General features: G+C 56.3%; 15 protein-coding genes. 10 read left to right on the top strand and 5 right to left on the bottom strand.

Annotated features, from left to right (window positions below; all coding sequences use genetic code 11):
* Nucleotides 1-43: 43 nt before the first annotated feature.
* From pdxA to AS19_RS10535, 3 genes are all read right to left on the bottom strand, one after another.
* Nucleotides 44-1051, bottom strand: coding sequence for a 4-hydroxythreonine-4-phosphate dehydrogenase PdxA (pdxA, locus tag AS19_RS10545; RefSeq protein ID WP_046962063.1), 1008 nt, complete (start codon nt 1049-1051; stop codon nt 44-46).
* 165 nt (nt 1052-1216) lie between these two features.
* Nucleotides 1217-2524, bottom strand: coding sequence for a peptidylprolyl isomerase (locus AS19_RS10540; protein WP_046962062.1), 1308 nt, complete (start codon nt 2522-2524; stop codon nt 1217-1219).
* Nucleotides 2517-4796 carry an LPS-assembly protein LptD gene (locus AS19_RS10535; RefSeq protein WP_011589324.1) on the bottom strand — a complete coding sequence of 760 codons (2280 nt, stop codon included), beginning with the start codon at nt 4794-4796 and terminating at the stop codon, nt 2517-2519. Before AS19_RS10535 ends, AS19_RS10540 begins: the two co-directional genes overlap by 8 nt.
* Before the next feature lie 91 nt (nt 4797-4887).
* Here AS19_RS10535 and AS19_RS10530 point away from each other — a divergent pair, with 91 nt between their 5' ends.
* The 4 genes from AS19_RS10530 (at nt 4888) to AS19_RS10515 (ending at nt 7950) form a co-directional block, all read left to right on the top strand.
* Nucleotides 4888-5892 (top strand): aminoglycoside phosphotransferase family protein, encoded by a 1005-nt coding sequence (locus AS19_RS10530; protein WP_011589323.1) that lies wholly within the window; start codon nt 4888-4890, stop codon nt 5890-5892.
* Nucleotides 5889-6554 (top strand): N-acetylmuramate alpha-1-phosphate uridylyltransferase MurU, encoded by a 666-nt coding sequence (gene murU, locus AS19_RS10525; protein ID WP_046962061.1) that lies wholly within the window; start codon nt 5889-5891, stop codon nt 6552-6554. The genes AS19_RS10530 and murU overlap by 4 nt, the downstream gene beginning before the upstream one ends.
* A gap of 90 nt (nt 6555-6644) precedes the next feature.
* The gene (rpe, locus tag AS19_RS10520) at nt 6645-7319 is read left to right on the top strand and encodes a ribulose-phosphate 3-epimerase (RefSeq protein WP_011589321.1); all 675 of its coding nucleotides are present in this window, start codon (nt 6645-6647) and stop codon (nt 7317-7319) included.
* A 28-nt stretch (nt 7320-7347) separates the two neighbouring features.
* Nucleotides 7348-7950 (top strand): NlpC/P60 family protein, encoded by a 603-nt coding sequence (locus AS19_RS10515; RefSeq protein WP_011589320.1) that lies wholly within the window; start codon nt 7348-7350, stop codon nt 7948-7950.
* A 338-nt stretch (nt 7951-8288) separates the two neighbouring features.
* Here the strand turns inward: AS19_RS10515 and AS19_RS10510 are convergent, their stop codons facing one another.
* A complete protein-coding gene (locus AS19_RS10510) occupies nt 8289-8750 on the bottom strand; it encodes a helix-turn-helix domain-containing protein (protein WP_011589319.1) in 462 nt (153 codons plus the stop codon).
* 253 nt (nt 8751-9003) lie between these two features.
* Here AS19_RS10510 and AS19_RS10505 point away from each other — a divergent pair, with 253 nt between their 5' ends.
* Entirely contained in the window at nt 9004-10113 is a 1110-nt protein-coding gene (locus AS19_RS10505; RefSeq protein ID WP_046962060.1) for an NADH:flavin oxidoreductase, read from the top strand.
* A gap of 190 nt (nt 10114-10303) precedes the next feature.
* Here the strand turns inward: AS19_RS10505 and AS19_RS10500 are convergent, their stop codons facing one another.
* Complete coding sequence (locus AS19_RS10500; protein ID WP_035459166.1) at nt 10304-11611, bottom strand: MFS transporter; 1308 nt, start codon at nt 11609-11611, stop codon at nt 10304-10306.
* Nucleotides 11612-11833: 222 nt separating this feature from the next.
* On the opposite strand from AS19_RS10500, the gene cyoA reads away from it, so the two are divergent.
* From cyoA to AS19_RS10475, 5 genes are all read left to right on the top strand, one after another.
* Nucleotides 11834-12847: a ubiquinol oxidase subunit II gene (cyoA, locus tag AS19_RS10495; protein ID WP_011589316.1), complete on the top strand. Its 1014-nt coding sequence runs from the start codon at nt 11834-11836 to the stop codon at nt 12845-12847.
* 35 nt (nt 12848-12882) lie between these two features.
* Entirely contained in the window at nt 12883-14883 is a 2001-nt protein-coding gene (cyoB, locus tag AS19_RS10490) for a cytochrome o ubiquinol oxidase subunit I (RefSeq protein WP_046962059.1), read from the top strand.
* A complete protein-coding gene (cyoC, locus tag AS19_RS10485) occupies nt 14876-15514 on the top strand; it encodes a cytochrome o ubiquinol oxidase subunit III (RefSeq protein ID WP_046962058.1) in 639 nt (212 codons plus the stop codon). Before cyoB ends, cyoC begins: the two co-directional genes overlap by 8 nt.
* On the top strand, nt 15511-15906 hold the full coding sequence (gene cyoD / locus AS19_RS10480) for a cytochrome o ubiquinol oxidase subunit IV (protein WP_011589313.1): 396 nt from the start codon (nt 15511-15513) through the stop codon (nt 15904-15906). Before cyoC ends, cyoD begins: the two co-directional genes overlap by 4 nt.
* Nucleotides 15907-16061: 155 nt before the next feature.
* Nucleotides 16062-16775 (top strand): SURF1 family protein, encoded by a 714-nt coding sequence (locus AS19_RS10475; RefSeq protein WP_231860798.1) that lies wholly within the window; start codon nt 16062-16064, stop codon nt 16773-16775.
* Nucleotides 16776-16792 lie beyond the last annotated feature (17 nt).

Below are 16792 nucleotides of genomic sequence, written 5' to 3'. Positions count from 1 at the left end.
GGCCGGGTGGTGTGACTTAATCAACGCAAGGGCGCTGGTGTGGTCAGGCATTATGCTGCGGTGTTGCCAAGGTTAACGCTAGGCGCGTGGCGGCGATCAGGCTGCCGGCGCTGGCCGTGCCGTTGCCTGCCAGATCGAAGGCGGTGCCATGGTCCACTGAGGTGCGAATAAAAGGCAGCCCCAGAGTGATATTGATGGCTTCGCCAAAACCAGCGTACTTGAGCACCGGCAAGCCTTGGTCATGATACATGGCAAGCACCGCATCGTGTTGCTCAAGTAAATGGGGCTGGAAAGCCGTGTCGGCGGGAAGAGGGCCGGTGAGCTGCATGCCCTTAGCGCGTAGGTGTTTCAACGTGGGAATGATTACATCCAATTCTTCACGGCCCAGGTGGCCCTCTTCGCCGGCGTGAGGATTGAGCCCCAGTACCATAATGCGCGGTTCGGTAATGCGGTACTTGCTGATCAGGTCGTCGCGCAGAATGGTCAGGGTGCGCATCAGGCTATCTGGAGTAATGGCTGCCGGTACCTGGCTTAGGGGCAGGTGGGTGGTGGCCAAGGCTACTCTAAGCGGCTGCCCGCCGGGAGACGCGGTGAGCATCATTACTACCTGATTTACCCCGGCCTGTTCGGCGAGAAATTCAGTATGGCCGGTGAACGCTGGGTCGGCTCCGTCGCAAATGACGTTTTTCGCCACCGGGGCGGTGACCATAGCTGAGAAGGTGCCTTTGAGGCAGCCCTGAGCGGCACGAGTGAGCATGGTCACGGTGCCGGCGGCGGTGGCCGGGTCCGGTTGCCCAGCGATGACAGGGGCGCCGGCTGGGGTGTGCCATACGGGCAGGGAGCCTACTGGTAGTAGATCGCCCGGCTGCCAGTCGCTTAACGCCACCGTCAGGCCTAATTGTTGCGCTCGTTCGCTGAGTACCTGGCGGTCACCGATGATGACCATTGGGGCATCACTGAAGATATCCAGCAGAGATAGCACTAGGTCCGGCCCGACTCCTGCGGGGTCGCCGTAAGTGATGGCGATGGGTTGGGAGGGCGAGCTAGGCATGGATTAGTAGAAGGCCTGAAGCCGGACGCCGAGCGCCGATGCTTTCTCCCTCCCCCTTCTCCCGCAAGCGGGAGAGGGGCCTCTCTCGCTTGTGCAGAAGGGAATGGAGTTGTGTTTTAGCACGGCTAAGCGCCGGCTGGCATCGGGTATTCGGCGCTGGATTTTTCACAACCGAATATCCACATAGGACTCGCTGCGTTTTTCTTGCACCCACGTTTCCAGCTCTTCTTCAAAGCGGCGTTTCTGCAGTGCCTGGGTGGCCTGCATGCGGCGGAACTCGGTGCTCATATCTGCATCGCGGATGTCATCTACGCGCAAGAAGTGCCAGCCGAATTGGCTTTCGAACACCGGGGATAGCTCGCCCACTGGGGTATTGAGCATCACTTGTTCAAATTCGGGGACCATTTCGCCTTTGTTGACCCAGCCCAGTTCGCCGCCATTGCGAGCGCTGCCTGGGTCGTCGGAAAATTCGGCGGCGGTTTCCTTAAATTGACGTTTACCTGCGGCGACCTCGTCATGAAGGCGAATCGCTCGTTGTTGGGCCTGCTCAGCACTGGTGAGCGCATCGGCTTTTATCAGCACATGGCGAACGTGATATTGGGTGACCACTTTTTCAGCGCCGCCCTTGCGATCGATCATTTTTAGGATATGAAAGCCGGCACCAGAACGTAGAGGCTGGGAAAATTCGCCTTTTTTCAGGTTGATGGCATTTTCTGCAAAAAGGGTGGGCCACTGTGCGGCTGGGCGCCAGCCGAGGTCGCCACCCTCAAGGGCGTTGGGGCCATCGGATAGGGCGATGGCCAGCTGCTGGAAGTCACTGCCGGCTTCGAGTCGTTCGATGATCTCTTCGGCTTTGGCGCGGGCCTGGCTAATCTGCTGCGGCCGGGCTTCAGAGGGTACGCGGATCAAAATGTGCCCTAAGCGAAAGTCTTCCTGAAACATTTGTTTGCCCAGTTCAGAGCTTAGGAAGCGGTCTACTTCTCGGTCGGTGATCTGAATGCGTGAGGCCACGCTGCGTTGCTGCAAGCGGGAGATCACCATGTCTTGACGAATTTGTTCGCGGAACTGGGTCCAGCTGTAGCCATCTTCACGTAGGGTTGCGGCGAAGTCTTCCAGGCTCATGTCGTTTTGACGAGCAATGCCCGCCAGCGCCTCATTGAGGCTGGCTTCGTCGACTTTGATCCCGGCGCGCTCGGCCAGTTGCAGCTGCAGACGCTCCAGGATCATGCGATCGAGCACCTGCTCGCGGAGGATGGCTGGAGACGGCAGTTGCTGCCCTTTTTCTTGAAACTGCAGGGCGATAGTGTTGATACGCTCATCCAGCTCACTCGCCATGATGGCACCATCGTTAACCACCGCCACTATGCGATCAAGCATCTGCACTTTGGCCTGACTCCAGACCGGTATCATCAGCACAGCCATGGCGAGTAGGCCAAGTAGGGTGTGTTTTGTGTGCAGCGTTTTATTAATCATACTGTCTCCTGTATCCCGGAATGCTGCGCTCCAGCAGGGAATCCACTTGGCCGCCAAAGCCGCCTAAGCCGATCATCTGGATTTGGAACCAGATTGTGCTGTCCGCCTCTAGGTTGCCGTCGCCATTGTCATCCATCAGCTCGCGCTGGCTAAGTAGTCGCAATTTCCAGCAGCAATTGCGGTATTCGGTACCGGCCATGGTTTCCAGCGAACGTTGGTTATCTAGGTCGTACATCCAGCGGCCAATCAGCCGCCAATGCCGGTGAACGGGCAAAATGGCACTGACTTCCGATTCGCGGATACTGTCTGCCGGGCGGTCGTGATAACCCACATTGACGACGCGCCGTTCGCGGTCGTTATAGCCAATTTGAAAGTTGGAGCGCTCGCGTTTGTTTTCTTCTATATCCCACTGGCCTTCAGAGTAGAGGTACCAATCCTGTGCAAAGTTCCAGCGTGCATCGCCAATAACCGGTGTTTGGTCATCGGTGGGGTCTTCCACGGCCCGCTCGGTGACCACTTTGCGGTCCTCAAAGTAGAAGCCTTGCGCCACTCGTAGGCGTAGTTGTTCGCGGCCAGTGCCATCATGCAGGAAGCGACTGGTTAGGCCTACCGCCAATTTCTCTTCGTCGCCGATGCGGTCGTAGCCGATGAAGCGGTTTTCCCGGAACAGCGAGTTATAAGAGAACGTCAGCTCGCCGGAATCGAAGTTGGGTAGTTCGCTTTGGTCTTCGTAGGCGACTTTGTTCAGGAACAGACGCGGTTCCAGCGTTTGGGTAAAACTGGAACCGAACCAATTGCCCGCGCGCTCGAAGAACAGGCCAGAATCTAAGCTGGCCCCCCAGGTTGTCAGGTCAGGGTTGTCTTCTTCGTTGGCGTCAACGCTATCGAGCCGATACTGGGTGTGGTACAGCCGGGCCCGCGGCTCCACATAGCCCCAGGAATTTTGCAGGCGCATGGTCAAGGCCGGGGCCATGTGGCCACGCAGGCCGGTGGCTTTGCCGCTGTCATCAGAGTCACTTCGGCCGAAGGCTGTGATGTCTGATAGCCATAAGCCTTTCACGGGCCCTACTAGGGTTGGGTCACCGGTTAATTGTAGCTGGGGTAGGCGCCGGTAGGGCAGGTCGGCGTCGTCGAGGGTCGGGTCAATGGTCTGCCAGGATTGCAGCCGGCCCAATACCTGCCAAGTGCGGCCGTAATAGCGGGCCTCCCCGAGCCGGGGCAGGTGGGTTTGTGAGCTGATTTCTAGTCCGGTGTCCAGATCCTTGAAATAGAAGTCATCGGAGACGTAGGTGAAATCCGTCTCCAGGCTCCAGCGGTTAATGTCGCCATTGTGAGTCCAGCGACCGACTTGGCGGTTTTCATTGTCGAACTTGCGGTCGTTGAACAGTACCCCGTAACTGAGGCTGCCTTCGCCCCAGCGCGACAGGTAGCGCATTTCGCTGTCCAGACCGCTGCCTCGACCATCGATATAGCGAGGAGAAATGGTGGCGTCGAGTTGTGGGTGCAGGTTCAGATAAATGGGCTGGGAAATATCCAGCCCGCTGCTATCACCCACGGAGAGGGTGGGAAACAGCAGGCCGCTCTTGCGCCGATCATCGATCGGGAAGGTCATCCAGGGTAGCCAGAAGATCGGTACGCTCTTTACCTTGAGCACTACGTTGTTGGCTTCACCCCAGCCCTTATCACGGTCCAGGAAAATACGATCGCCTTGCATAACCCAGCCGTTGGAGCCGGGGGCACAGGTGGTATAGGTGCCGTGGGTGATGGTGGTGGTATTTTGTTTCAGGAAAATATAATTGGCGCTGCCGCGGGCGCTAGTGTCGAACAGAGAGTAGCGTACCCCTTGCAGGCTACCTTCCTTGCGTCGTGTTTGGCCGCTCATGTTTTCGGCGATAAAGGTCGCCTGATCGCTTTCCATGCGCATGCCGTTTTCCAGCTCAAACTTGCCGGTGGCTTGATCAAGCTCGGCAATATCGGTGGTAATGCGGCGCCCGGGCTGTTCAATCAGGACATCGCCGTCCAGTTTGATTAGGCCGTCTTGGGTAAGCGTGGAATGATCGGCGGTGATCACTGTATCACTGCCCTCCACGGGCATGCCGACATGGGGGTTATAATAAATCCCCGCGCACCAGTCGGGTATCTCCCGCTGCTGGACAGCAGGAAACGTGGCCATTTGTTCGCGGTCAACCCAGTTCAGGTCGTTTTCCGCAAGGCTAGCCCCTGAGGCAAGCAGCAGGGCTGGAATCAATAATCGAGGTATGGGCAGTGGCATCAGCTGCTCAGAACAGGTAAAAAGGCCGTTTTATGGCGGGCCGGGCTTTCCGTTCCACCAAAAGCGGCAGTGTAATCTAACAAGGAAGGCAATGCAGCCTGATAAAAGTAAATCCGGAGTAACTTCGGACCCGAGAAAACACGCCATCGACCAATGGGTAAGTGCTTACCTTGGAGAATCAGTGGTTGGTGAGCCTGCGTCAGCGGATGCCAGCTTCCGTCGTTATTTCCGTTATTTTCATGGGGATAGCAGCTTGGTGGCCATGGATGCGCCGCCGACACAGGAAAATTGTCGCCCTTTCGTGGATATCGCCGGGCGCCTTAAACGAGCAGGTCTGCATGTGCCAGATATTGTTCATCAGGATTTGCAGCAGGGCTTTTTGTTGCTCAGCGATATGGGCACGCAGACGTGGCTGAACGCCCTAAATGAGGCTAATGCCGATGAGTGGTACAGCGCTGCCATCGATACCCTGATTACCCAGCAATTGCATGCCGATACCGCGGGGCTGCCGCAGTACGATGAAGCATTGCTGCAACGGGAGCTGGAACTGTTCCCCCAGTGGTACCTGTTCCGCCATCGTGAAAAGGTGGTCACCGGAGAGTTGCGCCAACGGTTGGACCGGGTGTTTGATGTGCTGATTCGTTCAGCCTTAGCGCAGCCGCAGGTATTTGTGCATCGCGATTATATGCCGCGCAATCTAATGGTGTCCGACCCGAATCCTGGGGTGATCGATTTTCAGGATGCGGTGGCCGGCCCCATCAGCTATGACGTGATCAGCCTGTTTAAGGATGCTTTTTTGAGCTGGCCAGAAGAGCGCGTGCTTGGCTGGCTGGGCGAGTATTTCGACAAGGCCACGGCGGCAGGGCTGCCGGTGCCGGCGGACTTCGATACCTTCTTGCGCGATTGCGACCTGATGGGCGCCCAGCGTCATATCAAAGTGATCGGTATTTTTGCGCGTATCTGCCACCGCGATGGCAAGCCCAAGTATTTGGGCGATGTGCCGCGTTTCTTTGCTTACTTGCGCACGGTCATCGCCCGGCGCCCGGAGCTTTGCGATCTACAGTGGGTTCTCGATCAGATCGAGGACAACCAGTGAAGGCCATGATCCTGGCCGCCGGCTACGGCAAGCGCATGCGCCCGCTCACCGACCACACCCCCAAGCCGCTATTGCAGGCGGGGGGCAAGGCGTTGATCGAATATCATATTGAAGCGTTGCGCGATGCCGGCATTGAATCCTTAGTGATTAATACCGGTTGGTTGGGCGAGAAGCTGGTGGCCTTCCTGGGAGAGGGTACTCGCTACGGCATTCCCCTTGTTTACTCCCATGAAGGTACACCGCTGGAAACCGCTGGGGGCATCAAGCGAGCGCTGCCGTTGCTGGGCGATCAGCCGTTTGTGCTGATTAACGGAGATATTTGGACCGATTTTGACCTGACTCGGCTAGTGGATAATCGCCCGGACCCGGTGCATCTGGTGCTGGTGAATAACCCGGAACATCACCCGAAAGGGGATTTTCATCTGACAGACACGGGCCGCTTGCGCGATAATGCCGAGCCTAAGCTCACCTATGCCGGCATTGGCCGTTTTGACCCTGCTATTTTTGCGCAGTTAGCGGACGGTGAAGCGAAGCTGGCGCCGGTGTTGCGTGCGGCCATGGCCGACGATGCGGCCAGCGGCGAGCATCATGCAGGGCAGTGGTGGGATATCGGCACCCCGGAACGTCTCGCCGAACTGGATCGATTGCTCAGCGGCACATGATCCAGTGCTGAAATTGATTGTTTTGTGAGATCGGTGCAATCACCGCTCCACAGTGACGCTGTCACAACACATGCATTTTAAGGAATTGTCATGCCCAAGCAGGACTATCTGATCGCCCCCTCCATCCTTGCCGCCAACTTTGCCCGTTTAGGCGAAGAGTGCGATGCGGTGCTGGCGGCCGGCGCCGATGTGATCCATTTTGATGTGATGGACAACCATTACGTGCCTAACCTGACCATCGGCCCCATGGTCTGCAAGGCCCTGCGCGACCACGGCATCACCGCCCCCATCGACGTGCACCTTATGGTCAGCCCGGTGGATGAATTGATCAGCATGTTCGCCGAAGCCGGGGCCAGCTACATCACCTTTCACCCGGAAGCCAGCCAGCACGTGGACCGTTCCCTGCAGCTGATTAAGAGCTATGGTTGCAAGGCTGGGCTGGTGCTCAACCCGGCGACACGCCCGGATTGCCTGGAATACGTGATGGACAAGCTGGATATGATCCTGCTGATGAGTGTGAACCCAGGCTATGGCGGCCAGACGTTTATTCCCTCTACCTTGGATAAAACCCGCGCTGTGCGCCAACTGATCGACGCTAGCGGCTACGACATCCGCCTGGAAGTGGACGGCGGCGTCTCTGAAAAGAACATCCGCGAAGTGGCCGCTGCCGGCGCCGATACCTTCGTGGCCGGCTCGGCCATCTTCGGTAAAGAAAATTACGCCGCCGTTATCCAGCAAATGCGCGATGAGCTGGCGCAGGCTTAACGGCCTAGGGCGCTCAGGAGGGAACCGAATGGTCATAATGTTGCCTTATCCCTCCATGCGCTACGCCATTCCTTCACTTTGTTGTTTGCTGCTCCTGCTGGCCGGTTGTGCCGGCAGGGCCCCGGCTGGCGCGCCTCCATCCGTGCAAACCCCTGTTGCTCCCACTCGCTCGGCAACTGTCGGCACCGCACCGGATCTCCAAGCCCAGCAGGAATTGGATGCGCTAGTGGCGCAAGTAATGTCCGAAGCGCCCCCGCCCCCCCTGCTTATGTCACTGGAAGCTCAGCACGAAGACTGGAAAGGTGTCCCCTATCGTTACGGTGGTCTGAGCCCCCGCGGCGTGGACTGCTCCGGCTTCGTCTACCTCACCTTTCAGTCGCGCTTGGGTATGGAAGTCCCGCGCACCACCCTTGAGCTGCTGAAAAGCGGGAAAAAGGTAAAGCGCGGTGACATTCGTGTGGGTGACCTGGTGTTCTTCCGCACTGGGCCTGGCAATCGCCATGTGGGAATTTACATGGGGGGCGATGAATTTATGCATGCGTCGGTGAGTAAGGGGGTGATGCAGTCGTCGCTGCACAACCCCTATTGGAGTCAGCGCTATTGGCAGGCTCGGCGGTTGGTGAATCGGTAGCACACGTTCAATATTACTCTTAAGAAATCCCCCGGATTCCCAGCGTCTCCCGAAATCACAGCCAAGACTAAACCCGCTAGAAAAGCGCGCGCCCCTTGCCGCCAGGACACCTCCTGCCCCAGCCTCATTGTTTATCGAATTCCTGCCCGTTTTCACCCTCACGCAAGCTGAATATGTAGGATATGGCTTACATAAATTTGTAAGTGGTTGATTGGTGTTTTTTTAGAAGAGGGCGATGGAGCTCGCTGTAGGGGGCTGTTGCTGTTAGGTGGCTTGCGAGTCGGATAGTAGCGTGGCGACGATGTTGTTTCAGCGTTTTTGTAGCACTGAGACGGTGGTCAACCCGCTTCCTCCAACGGCTTCCCTTGCGGATCTACAAACCGCACATCCCGCACGGTGAGAGCCTGGCCCTGTTGGTTGTGAACCGCTACCGGGGCCAGCGGTTCGCCGGTTTGGCGGTCCACCAGTTTCATGGTGTCTTTCTCGCCGTTCCAGCGTTCGCTCCACTGGCGCAGAGCGGTGATGACGGTAAACAGATCCCGGCCCTTGTCGGTGAGGCGGTATTCGTAGCGCTTGCCGTGTTCGCCCACGTCCACACGCACCATAACGCCGTTATCCACCAACCGCGATAGACGGTTGCAGAGGATGTTTTTGGCGATGCCCAGGCTATGCTGGAAATCCACAAAGCGGCGGGTGCCCAGCATGGCCTGCTTGACCACCAGCAGGGACCACCAGTCACCAACCTCATTGAGGGCGCAGGCTACGGAGCAGCCCATGTCGTCGAAGCGTTTACGTGTCATGGCGGCAGTATAGATCAGAATGGTTGCATTAAGAAACCAAATAAGGTTTTATTACGCAACTAAATTGAATTGACCGCCCATGATGGCGGATGCGCTGATTCTGTTTGTTTGTTGGGAAAATACGGTTGAAAGGGCTACTGCGAGGGTGCTTGCCATTGCTAGCCCCTTTTTTTGTTACCTCCAATGGTCACGCCGAGCCAGGTACGGGCTCGGCTTAGAGAGTGAATAAACGAAGATTGATTAGGAGAGCCTCATGAGTAGTTCCCTGGATAGCCTGTTGCGTCCTTTTGAACTTAAGTCTTTGAAAATGCGTAATCGAGTGGCCATGGCGCCCATGACGCGCACCTTTTCTCCGGGTTATGTGCCTAATGATCAGGTGGTGGGCTATTACCAGCGCCGAGCCGAGGGCGAGGTGGGCCTGATCATTACCGAGGGTACTTTTGTGGGCCACAAGGCCGCCAATGGTTATGAGGGTGTGCCGGCCATTTATGGCGATGAGGCCATGGCGGGTTGGAAGAAAGTGGTGGACGCGGTGCACGCTGCCGGTGGGCAGATCATTCCACAGTTGTGGCATGTGGGCTCAGTGCGTAAGCCGGGTATTGGCCCGGACAAGGATGTGCCTGCTTATTCGCCTTCCGGTTTGTTTAAGCCGGGTAAAAAAAATGGCGAAGCTATGAGCAAAGCGGATATCCAGGATGTGATTCGTGCTTTTGCTGAATCTGCCAAGGCGGCTAAAGAGGTGGGCTTTGATGGGGTCGAGATTCATGGTGCCCATGGTTATCTACTCGATCAGTTTTTCTGGGAAGGCACCAACCAGCGTGATGATGAGTACGGTGGGTCCATCGAGAACCGTGCCCGTTTTGGTATCGAGATTGTTAAGGCGGTACGCGAGGCGGTAGGTGAGGACTTCGCCATCGTGCTGCGTTTTTCCCAGTGGAAGCAGCAAGATTACGAGGCAAAGCTGGCTCATAATCCAGAAGAGCTGGAGCGCTTCCTGATGCCGTTTGTGGAGGCCGGTGTCGATGTGTTTCACGCGTCTACGCGCCGTTTTTGGTTGCCAGAATTTGAGGGGTCCGATCTGAACTTGGCAGGTTGGACTAAAAAGATTACGGGTAAGCCGGTGATTTCTGTGGGCAGCGTGGGTTTGGATGGCGACTTCCTCAATAGCCCAGAAGGCATGGGTGGAACGGCTAACCCGACGGGGCTTGATGAGCTGGAGCACCGCATGGATAACGACGAGTTCGACATAATTGCCGTGGGCCGTGCGTTGCTGCAGGACCCGAACTGGTTGGTGAAAATACGTGAGGGTAAGGAAGACGAAATTGCGCCGTTCACTAAGGCTGCGCTGGGCAGCTTGAGTTAAGAGTGAAAGGTTAAAAGTTGAAATGCGGGCCGGGGTTTACCAGGGCCGATAACATAGAGGCCGCGCCCAGATCTGGACGCGGCCTCTTTCGTTTCAGTAACACGCTTCGCTTTGTTCCTGCCGCTGGCTTTTGTGTTTCAGGTGGCTTGGGCCTCAAACGGTGTTGCAGCCCAAGCTCGTAGCGTGTCGCTCACTCCTCTGCCTGCTCCTCCAGCGACTGGTTAACGGCTAGCGCCAGCAGGGTGCAAATAACGCCGGATAGCAGGTACACGGTCACCGACATGAGTCCGAATTTGGCGGACAGGCCCAAGGCGACCAGCGGGGCGAAGGCGGCACCGAACAACCAAGCGAAATCAGAAGTGAGGGCGGCGCCGGTGTAGCGAAAGCGCGGGGCGAAGTTGGCCGTCACTGTGCCGGATGCTTGGCCGTAGGACACTCCGAGCAAAGCAAAGCCCAGCAGAATGAAGGTGTCTTGCATGACCGGGCTACCGCCCATTAGCAGTGGGGTGAGAAGGCTGAATACGCCAATCATGGCGGCCAGGGCGCCCACGGTGGTGCGTTTGCCGATGCGGGCGGCGATCCAGCCGGAGCCGATGGTGGCGATGATGCCCACGAAGCCACCCAATACTTGTACGGTGAGCACTTCGGCGGTGGTCTGGCTGCCCTGGAAGGCAATCCATGACAGTGGAAAAATGGTTACCACATGAAATAGCGCATAGCTGGCCAAGGCGGCAAAGGAGCCGATAAAAATATTGTGGCCCTCCTCTCGCACCATCTCGCTGGTGCGAATGGGTTCCAGTTCACTTTCCTGCATGGCTTCGGTGTATTCCTCGCCTAGCACCAAGCGCAGCCGCGCGAATAGGGCGACCACGTTGATGGCGAATGCCACGAAGAACGGATAACGCCAACCCCAGCTCATGAAATCCGCAGCGCTCAGGCTGTTATAAAGATACAGGAACAGGGCGCTGGCGATCACGAAGCCAAGGGGGGCGCCCAGCTGGCCAATCATGGTGTACCAGCTGCGGCTTTCTTTGGGGGCGTTTAGGGCCAGTAATGAAGGGAGGCCATCCCAGGAACCGCCGAAGGCGATCCCTTGCATCATCCGAAACAGGGCCAGCAGCACGATGGCATGGCCGCCGAGTTGTTCATAACCGGGCAGGAAGGCAATGCCCGCAGTGGCTGTGCCGAGAAGGAAGAGGGCGGTGGTGAGTTTGATGCCGCGGCCCCACTGTCGCTGGATCCACATGAACAGGGCGGTACCAAAGGGCCGTGCCACAAAGGCCAGCGCAAACACCATGAAGGCATAGAGCATTCCTTGCAGCTGACCGGTAAACGGGAAGAACAGCTGAGGAAAGATCAGCACGGAGGCGATGCCGTAGACAAAAAAGTCGAAATACTCGGAGGTACGGCCGATGACCACACCCACGGCGATTTCGTTTGGGGCCACGGAGCTGTGGCCGGGTTTGCTCGGCATCGAAGCCGAAGAGGTCTGAGACATGTTTTGCGCTCTTCACCAGAGTTGTTGTTAGGGCTCGGAATAACGGTTTGCATGTTTTGAGCAATGTTGAGTGGGAAAACCGTTATTAAAAGGCTCCTTTGTGCATTGATTTCCATCAAGAATATTTAGACTTTAAGCCTATGGGACAAAATGTCCAATACCGGCTACTGATGCCCTTGGATAGAGTCCCGGCTACTTAAAAGCCAACCAGAAGATTCGCCAATGCAATTATTCAAATACTTGCGTGGAGCGTCGTTGACGTTGCTTGTCACCGCCTTGCTTGCGGGTTGCGACGCAGTCGTGATGTCCCCCTCTGGTGACGTGGCCGTGCAACAACGGGATCTGCTTGTGTGGGCCACGGTCTTGATGCTGCTTGTCATTGTGCCGGTGATCGTGCTGACGCTGTGGTTTGCTTGGCATTACCGGGAAGCCAACACGAAAGCCAACTACAAACCCGATTGGAACCATTCCACCGTGCTGGAACTGGTGATCTGGTCTGTTCCCCTCATGATTATCATCGCGCTGGGCGCCATGACCTGGGTGAGTACCCATAAGTTAGACCCCTACCGTCCGCTGGACCGCATTGATGCGCACACACCGGTGCCGGCGACGCTGGAGCCGCTCACCGTGGAAGTGGTGGCGCTGGATTGGAAGTGGTTGTTTATCTATCCGGAGCAGGGAATTGCCACCGTCAATGAATTGGCGGCGCCGGTGAATCATCCTATTCGCTTCAAGATTACCGCCTCTACCATGATGAATTCTTTCTTTATTCCGGCCATGGCCGGGCAGATCTATGCCATGGCAGGCATGGAAACAAAGCTACACGGGGTGATCAACGAGCCGGGTGTCTATAAAGGATTTTCGGCTAACTACAGTGGCGCGGGTTACTCACAGATGAAGTTTGATTTCCACGGGTTAAGCGAAGAGGACTTCGATGACTGGGTGGCGAAGGTGAAGGCCAGCGAGGGAAATCTGAGCCGTGATGAATACCTGCAACTGGAAGCGCCGAGTATTGATGAACCGGTGAGCTATTACGGTGAAGTGGATCCAACACTTTACTACGGCATTTTTAATCGCTGTGTAGAGCCAGGCCAAGTCTGTATGGAAGACATGATGTACCACGCAGGGATGAATAAGCATGCAGGGCATCACGCTGATGCCAAGGCTAACCATGAAGGTCATCAAGATCACGAAGGTAATGCCGGCCACCCGCACCATGGAGGCCACCATGAATAAATTTTTCCTGATCGCAAACGCAGTAGGTGCCGCCCATGTTTGAGAACCTGGATCTGATCAAACTGATCTTTGGTCGCCTTACCTGGGAGGCAATCCCCTTCCATGATCCGATCATCCTCAGCACCTTTGCCATGGTGGCGCTGGGGGGAGTCGCGGTGCTGGCGGCGCTGACGCGCTATAAGCTGTGGGGCTACCTGTGGAATGAATGGTTCACTACCATCGACCACAAGAAAATCGGCATCATGTACATCGTCCTTGGCTTGGTAATGCTGCTGCGCGGCTTCGCTGATGCGATCATGATGCGCCTTCATCAAGCGATGGCCTTTGGTGATGCCACCGGCTATCTGCCGCCTCACCACTACGATCAGATCTTCACCGCCCATGGCGTGATCATGATTTTTTTCGTGGCCATGCCACTGGTGACCGGGATCATGAATTATCTGATTCCGTTGCAAATCGGCACCCGCGATGTGGCTTTCCCGTTTCTGAATAATTTCAGTTTTTGGATGACTACCGGTGGTGCTGTACTGCTGATGGTGTCTCTGTTTGTGGGTGAGTTTGCTAAGACGGGTTGGCTGGCCTATCCGCCGTTATCGGGCATTTTGCAGAGCCCTGGGGTGGGGGTGGACTACTACATCTGGGCGTTGCAGATTGCCGGGGTGGGGACGCTGTTATCCGGGGTTAACCTGTTGGTGACCATCGTCAAGATGCGGGCCCCGGGCATGAGCCTGATGAAGATGCCGGTGTTCACCTGGACCTCCCTGTGCACCAATATCTTGATTGTGGCGGCGTTCCCGGTACTCACTGCAGTGCTGGCCATGCTGTCGATGGATCGCTACCTGGACACGGCTTTCTTCACCAATGATCTTGGTGGCAACGCCATGATGTATGTGAATTTGATCTGGATCTGGGGGCACCCCGAGGTGTACATCCTGATTTTGCCGGTGTTCGGTATTTTCTCGGAGATCGTGTCTACCTATAGCCGCAAGCCGCTGTTCGGTTACACCTCTATGGTTTATGCGACCGTGGTAATTACCGTGCTGTCGTACTTGGTGTGGCTGCACCATTTCTTCACCATGGGGTCGGGGGCCAGTGTGAATTCGTTCTTCGGTATTACCACGATGATTATCTCGATACCGACCGGTGCGAAGATATTCAACTGGTTGTTCACCATGTTCCGTGGCCGGATCAGGTTCGACGTGCCCATGCTATGGACCTTGGGCTTTATGGTGACCTTTGTTATTGGTGGCATGACTGGGGTGCTGCTGGCGGTGCCGCCGGTGGATTTCGTGCTGCATAACAGCCTGTTTCTGATTGCCCACTTCCATAACGTGATTATTGGCGGGGTGCTGTTCGGCCTGTTCGCGGGTATCACTTATTGGTTCCCCAAAGCCACCGGTTACAAGCTGGATGAATTCTGGGGCAAGATGTCCTTCTGGTTCTGGCTGATTGGTTTCTACTTCGCCTTTATGCCGTTGTACGTACTCGGTTTGATGGGTGTAACCCGTCGTGTCAGCCACTTTGAAGATATGTCCTTGCAGATCTGGTTTCAGATAGCCGCCTTTGGTGCGGTGTTGATCGCCGTGGGGATCGCGTCTTTCATCATTCAGCTGGTGGTGAGCTTTATGCGCCGCGAGTCACTCAAGGACGAAACCGGAGATCCATGGGATGGCCGCACCCTAGAGTGGTCCACCTCGTCACCTCCCCCTCCCTACAACTTTGCGTTCACTCCGCGAGTGCATCAGTTAGACGCTTGGTGGCAAATGAAACAGCATGGCTTCCAGCGTCCTGAGTCCGGCTTTATTGCAATTCATATGCCCAAGGGCACCTGGGCGGGCATTGTGCTCTCGGGTATCAGTGTTGCCATCGGCTTTGCCATGATTTGGCACATGTGGCTGCTGGCTGGCGTATCTTTTGTGGCGCTGATCGGCACAGTGATCTATCACACCTTCAATTACGACCGGGAGTACTACATTCCGGCGGAAGAAGTAGAGCGGATTGAAGCAGAACGTACACGGGTGCTTGCCAATGTCTGATAACACCATGAAGGCTAACGCGAACAGCACGCACGATGGCCAGCTGGAGTTTCTGGTAAAGGGGGATCATCACCCCCAGAACGGAACCTTGCTGGGTTTCTGGATCTACCTGATGAGCGACTGTCTGATCTTCGCTTGTCTGTTTGCGACCTACGGGGTGCTCAGCCGCAGCTATGCGGGTGGGCCCACAGGCATGGAGCTGTTTGACCTGAGCCTGATTGCCGTCAATACCTCATTGTTATTGGTATCGTCTATCACCTATGGCTTCGCCATGCTGCAGATGCAGGCAAACAGGGTGAAGGGCACCATGTTCTGGTTGGCCGTTACCGGCCTGCTGGGCTTGGGCTTTTTAAGCTTGGAATTGTATGAGTTCCATCATCTGATCCACGTGGGTGCCGGCCCGCAAACCAGTGGTTTCTGGACGGCCTTCTTTGCGTTGGTGGGCACTCACGGTTTGCATGTGTTCTTCGGCATCGTGTGGTTGGTGACGCTGTTGTTCCAGCTGAAAAAACACGGCCTGATTCAGGAAAACAAGCGCCGGGTGTTCTGCCTGTCCATGTTCTGGCACTTCCTGGACGTGGTTTGGGTTGGCGTGTTCACTTACGTTTATCTGATGGGAGTGCTGCCATGAGCGAGCATACACACGATCATGATCATAACGACGCGGACATTCCCCACGTTTCCTTGAAGGAATATGCCACCGGGTTTGTGCTGGCGGTAATTCTTACGGTGATTCCGTTCTGGTTGGTGATGGGCGGCGTATTTGAAAGCTCTGCCACCACGGTGATGGTGATTTTGGGTTTTGCGTTAGTGCAGATTGTGGTGCATATGGTGTTCTTCCTGCACATGAACTTCCATTCGGAAGGGGGCTGGAACATGCTGGCGCTGATGTTTACGTTGATTCTGGTATTTATTACCTTGGCCGGTTCACTGTGGGTAATGCATAACCTGAATGTAAACATGATGCCCGGCATGATGGAGGGGGCGTCTCTGCATTCCCCCTTGCATGCTCAGGCATGCTGACCCGAGGGCGCAATAGGCACTTCCGACCACGCTGAGCAAGCAAGGGGGCATGCACGCCCCGGTCGCAACACCTCACACGCACTCATGCGTAGGGCGGAGATCGGCGTTGCCGGTCTCCGTCTTTTTCTCCCCTCCACGTTTGAAGAGGCATGACCATGGCTCGCCGGCGTATTCATTCTTTCCTGTTTCTGCTGTTAACCGCGGTGGCCTTCGTTGGGTTTGTGGCGTTGGGTGTTTGGCAGGTGAAGCGGCTGGCCTGGAAGGAAGATTTGATCGCTCGCGTGGACACTCGGGTGCACGCCGAAGCGATGCTCGCTCCGTCGCAACATGACTGGCCCACTGTCAGTGAGGACACCCATGAATATCTTCATGTTAGTGTCCGTGGCCGATATCAGCCCCAGGCTGTTGCGTTGGTGTCGGCAGCCACCGAAGCGGGGCAAGGCTACTGGCTGATGGCACCGTTACAGCGTGCCGATGGTAGCTGGGTGTATGTGAACCAGGGGTTTGTACCCCAGCAGCAACGCCAGGCTGTACAATCGGGTGAATATACGCCGGCTGAGCTGGTCACTGTCACCGGGCTGTTGCGCCTTAGCCATCCGGGCGGGGGCGTATTGCGAGATAATGTGCCTGACGAGAATCGCTGGTACTCACGGGATGTGAAGGCCATGGCCGAGCGGAATGGTTTGTCTCCGGTGGCTCCCTATTTTATCGATGCGCAAGCCGATGACAGTGAGCTACCCGTGGGGGGGCTTACCGTCATTCATTTCCGTAATAATCATCTAGTCTACGCCATCACTTGGTTTGCCCTTGCCTTCGGCATGGTGCTGGCGGCTTGGCTGGTGCTACGGGATTCACCCCGAACGCGCTAAACTGGGGCTATGGAAAT

Origin of the sequence: Alcanivorax sp. NBRC 101098 (genome assembly GCF_001010505.1) — a bacterium.
GTDB classification, from domain to species: Bacteria; Pseudomonadota; Gammaproteobacteria; order Pseudomonadales; family Alcanivoracaceae; genus Alcanivorax; species Alcanivorax borkumensis.
This window is presented reverse-complemented; position numbering and strand designations above follow the sequence as displayed.

Bases quoted from the DNA above. Each gene is read 5' to 3' on its own strand.
- AS19_RS10505 (WP_046962060.1), top strand. From the start codon at position 9,004: ATGAGTAGTTCCCTGGATAGCCTGTTGCGTCCTTTTGAACTTAAGTCT.
- AS19_RS10515 (WP_011589320.1), top strand. From the start codon at position 7,348: ATGGTCATAATGTTGCCTTATCCCTCCATGCGCTACGCCATTCCTTCA.
- AS19_RS10500 (WP_035459166.1), bottom strand. From the start codon at position 11,611: ATGTCTCAGACCTCTTCGGCTTCGATGCCGAGCAAACCCGGCCACAGC.
- AS19_RS10475 (WP_231860798.1), top strand. From the start codon at position 16,062: ATGGCTCGCCGGCGTATTCATTCTTTCCTGTTTCTGCTGTTAACCGCG.
- cyoC (WP_046962058.1), top strand. From the start codon at position 14,876: ATGTCTGATAACACCATGAAGGCTAACGCGAACAGCACGCACGATGGC.
- AS19_RS10540 (WP_046962062.1), bottom strand. From the start codon at position 2,524: ATGATTAATAAAACGCTGCACACAAAACACACCCTACTTGGCCTACTC.
- AS19_RS10510 (WP_011589319.1), bottom strand. From the start codon at position 8,750: ATGACACGTAAACGCTTCGACGACATGGGCTGCTCCGTAGCCTGCGCC.
- cyoA (WP_011589316.1), top strand. From the start codon at position 11,834: ATGCAATTATTCAAATACTTGCGTGGAGCGTCGTTGACGTTGCTTGTC.
- AS19_RS10535 (WP_011589324.1), bottom strand. From the start codon at position 4,796: ATGCCACTGCCCATACCTCGATTATTGATTCCAGCCCTGCTGCTTGCC.
- pdxA (WP_046962063.1), bottom strand. From the start codon at position 1,051: ATGCCTAGCTCGCCCTCCCAACCCATCGCCATCACTTACGGCGACCCC.
- cyoD (WP_011589313.1), top strand. From the start codon at position 15,511: ATGAGCGAGCATACACACGATCATGATCATAACGACGCGGACATTCCC.
- AS19_RS10530 (WP_011589323.1), top strand. From the start codon at position 4,888: ATGCAGCCTGATAAAAGTAAATCCGGAGTAACTTCGGACCCGAGAAAA.
- cyoB (WP_046962059.1), top strand. From the start codon at position 12,883: ATGTTTGAGAACCTGGATCTGATCAAACTGATCTTTGGTCGCCTTACC.
- rpe (WP_011589321.1), top strand. From the start codon at position 6,645: ATGCCCAAGCAGGACTATCTGATCGCCCCCTCCATCCTTGCCGCCAAC.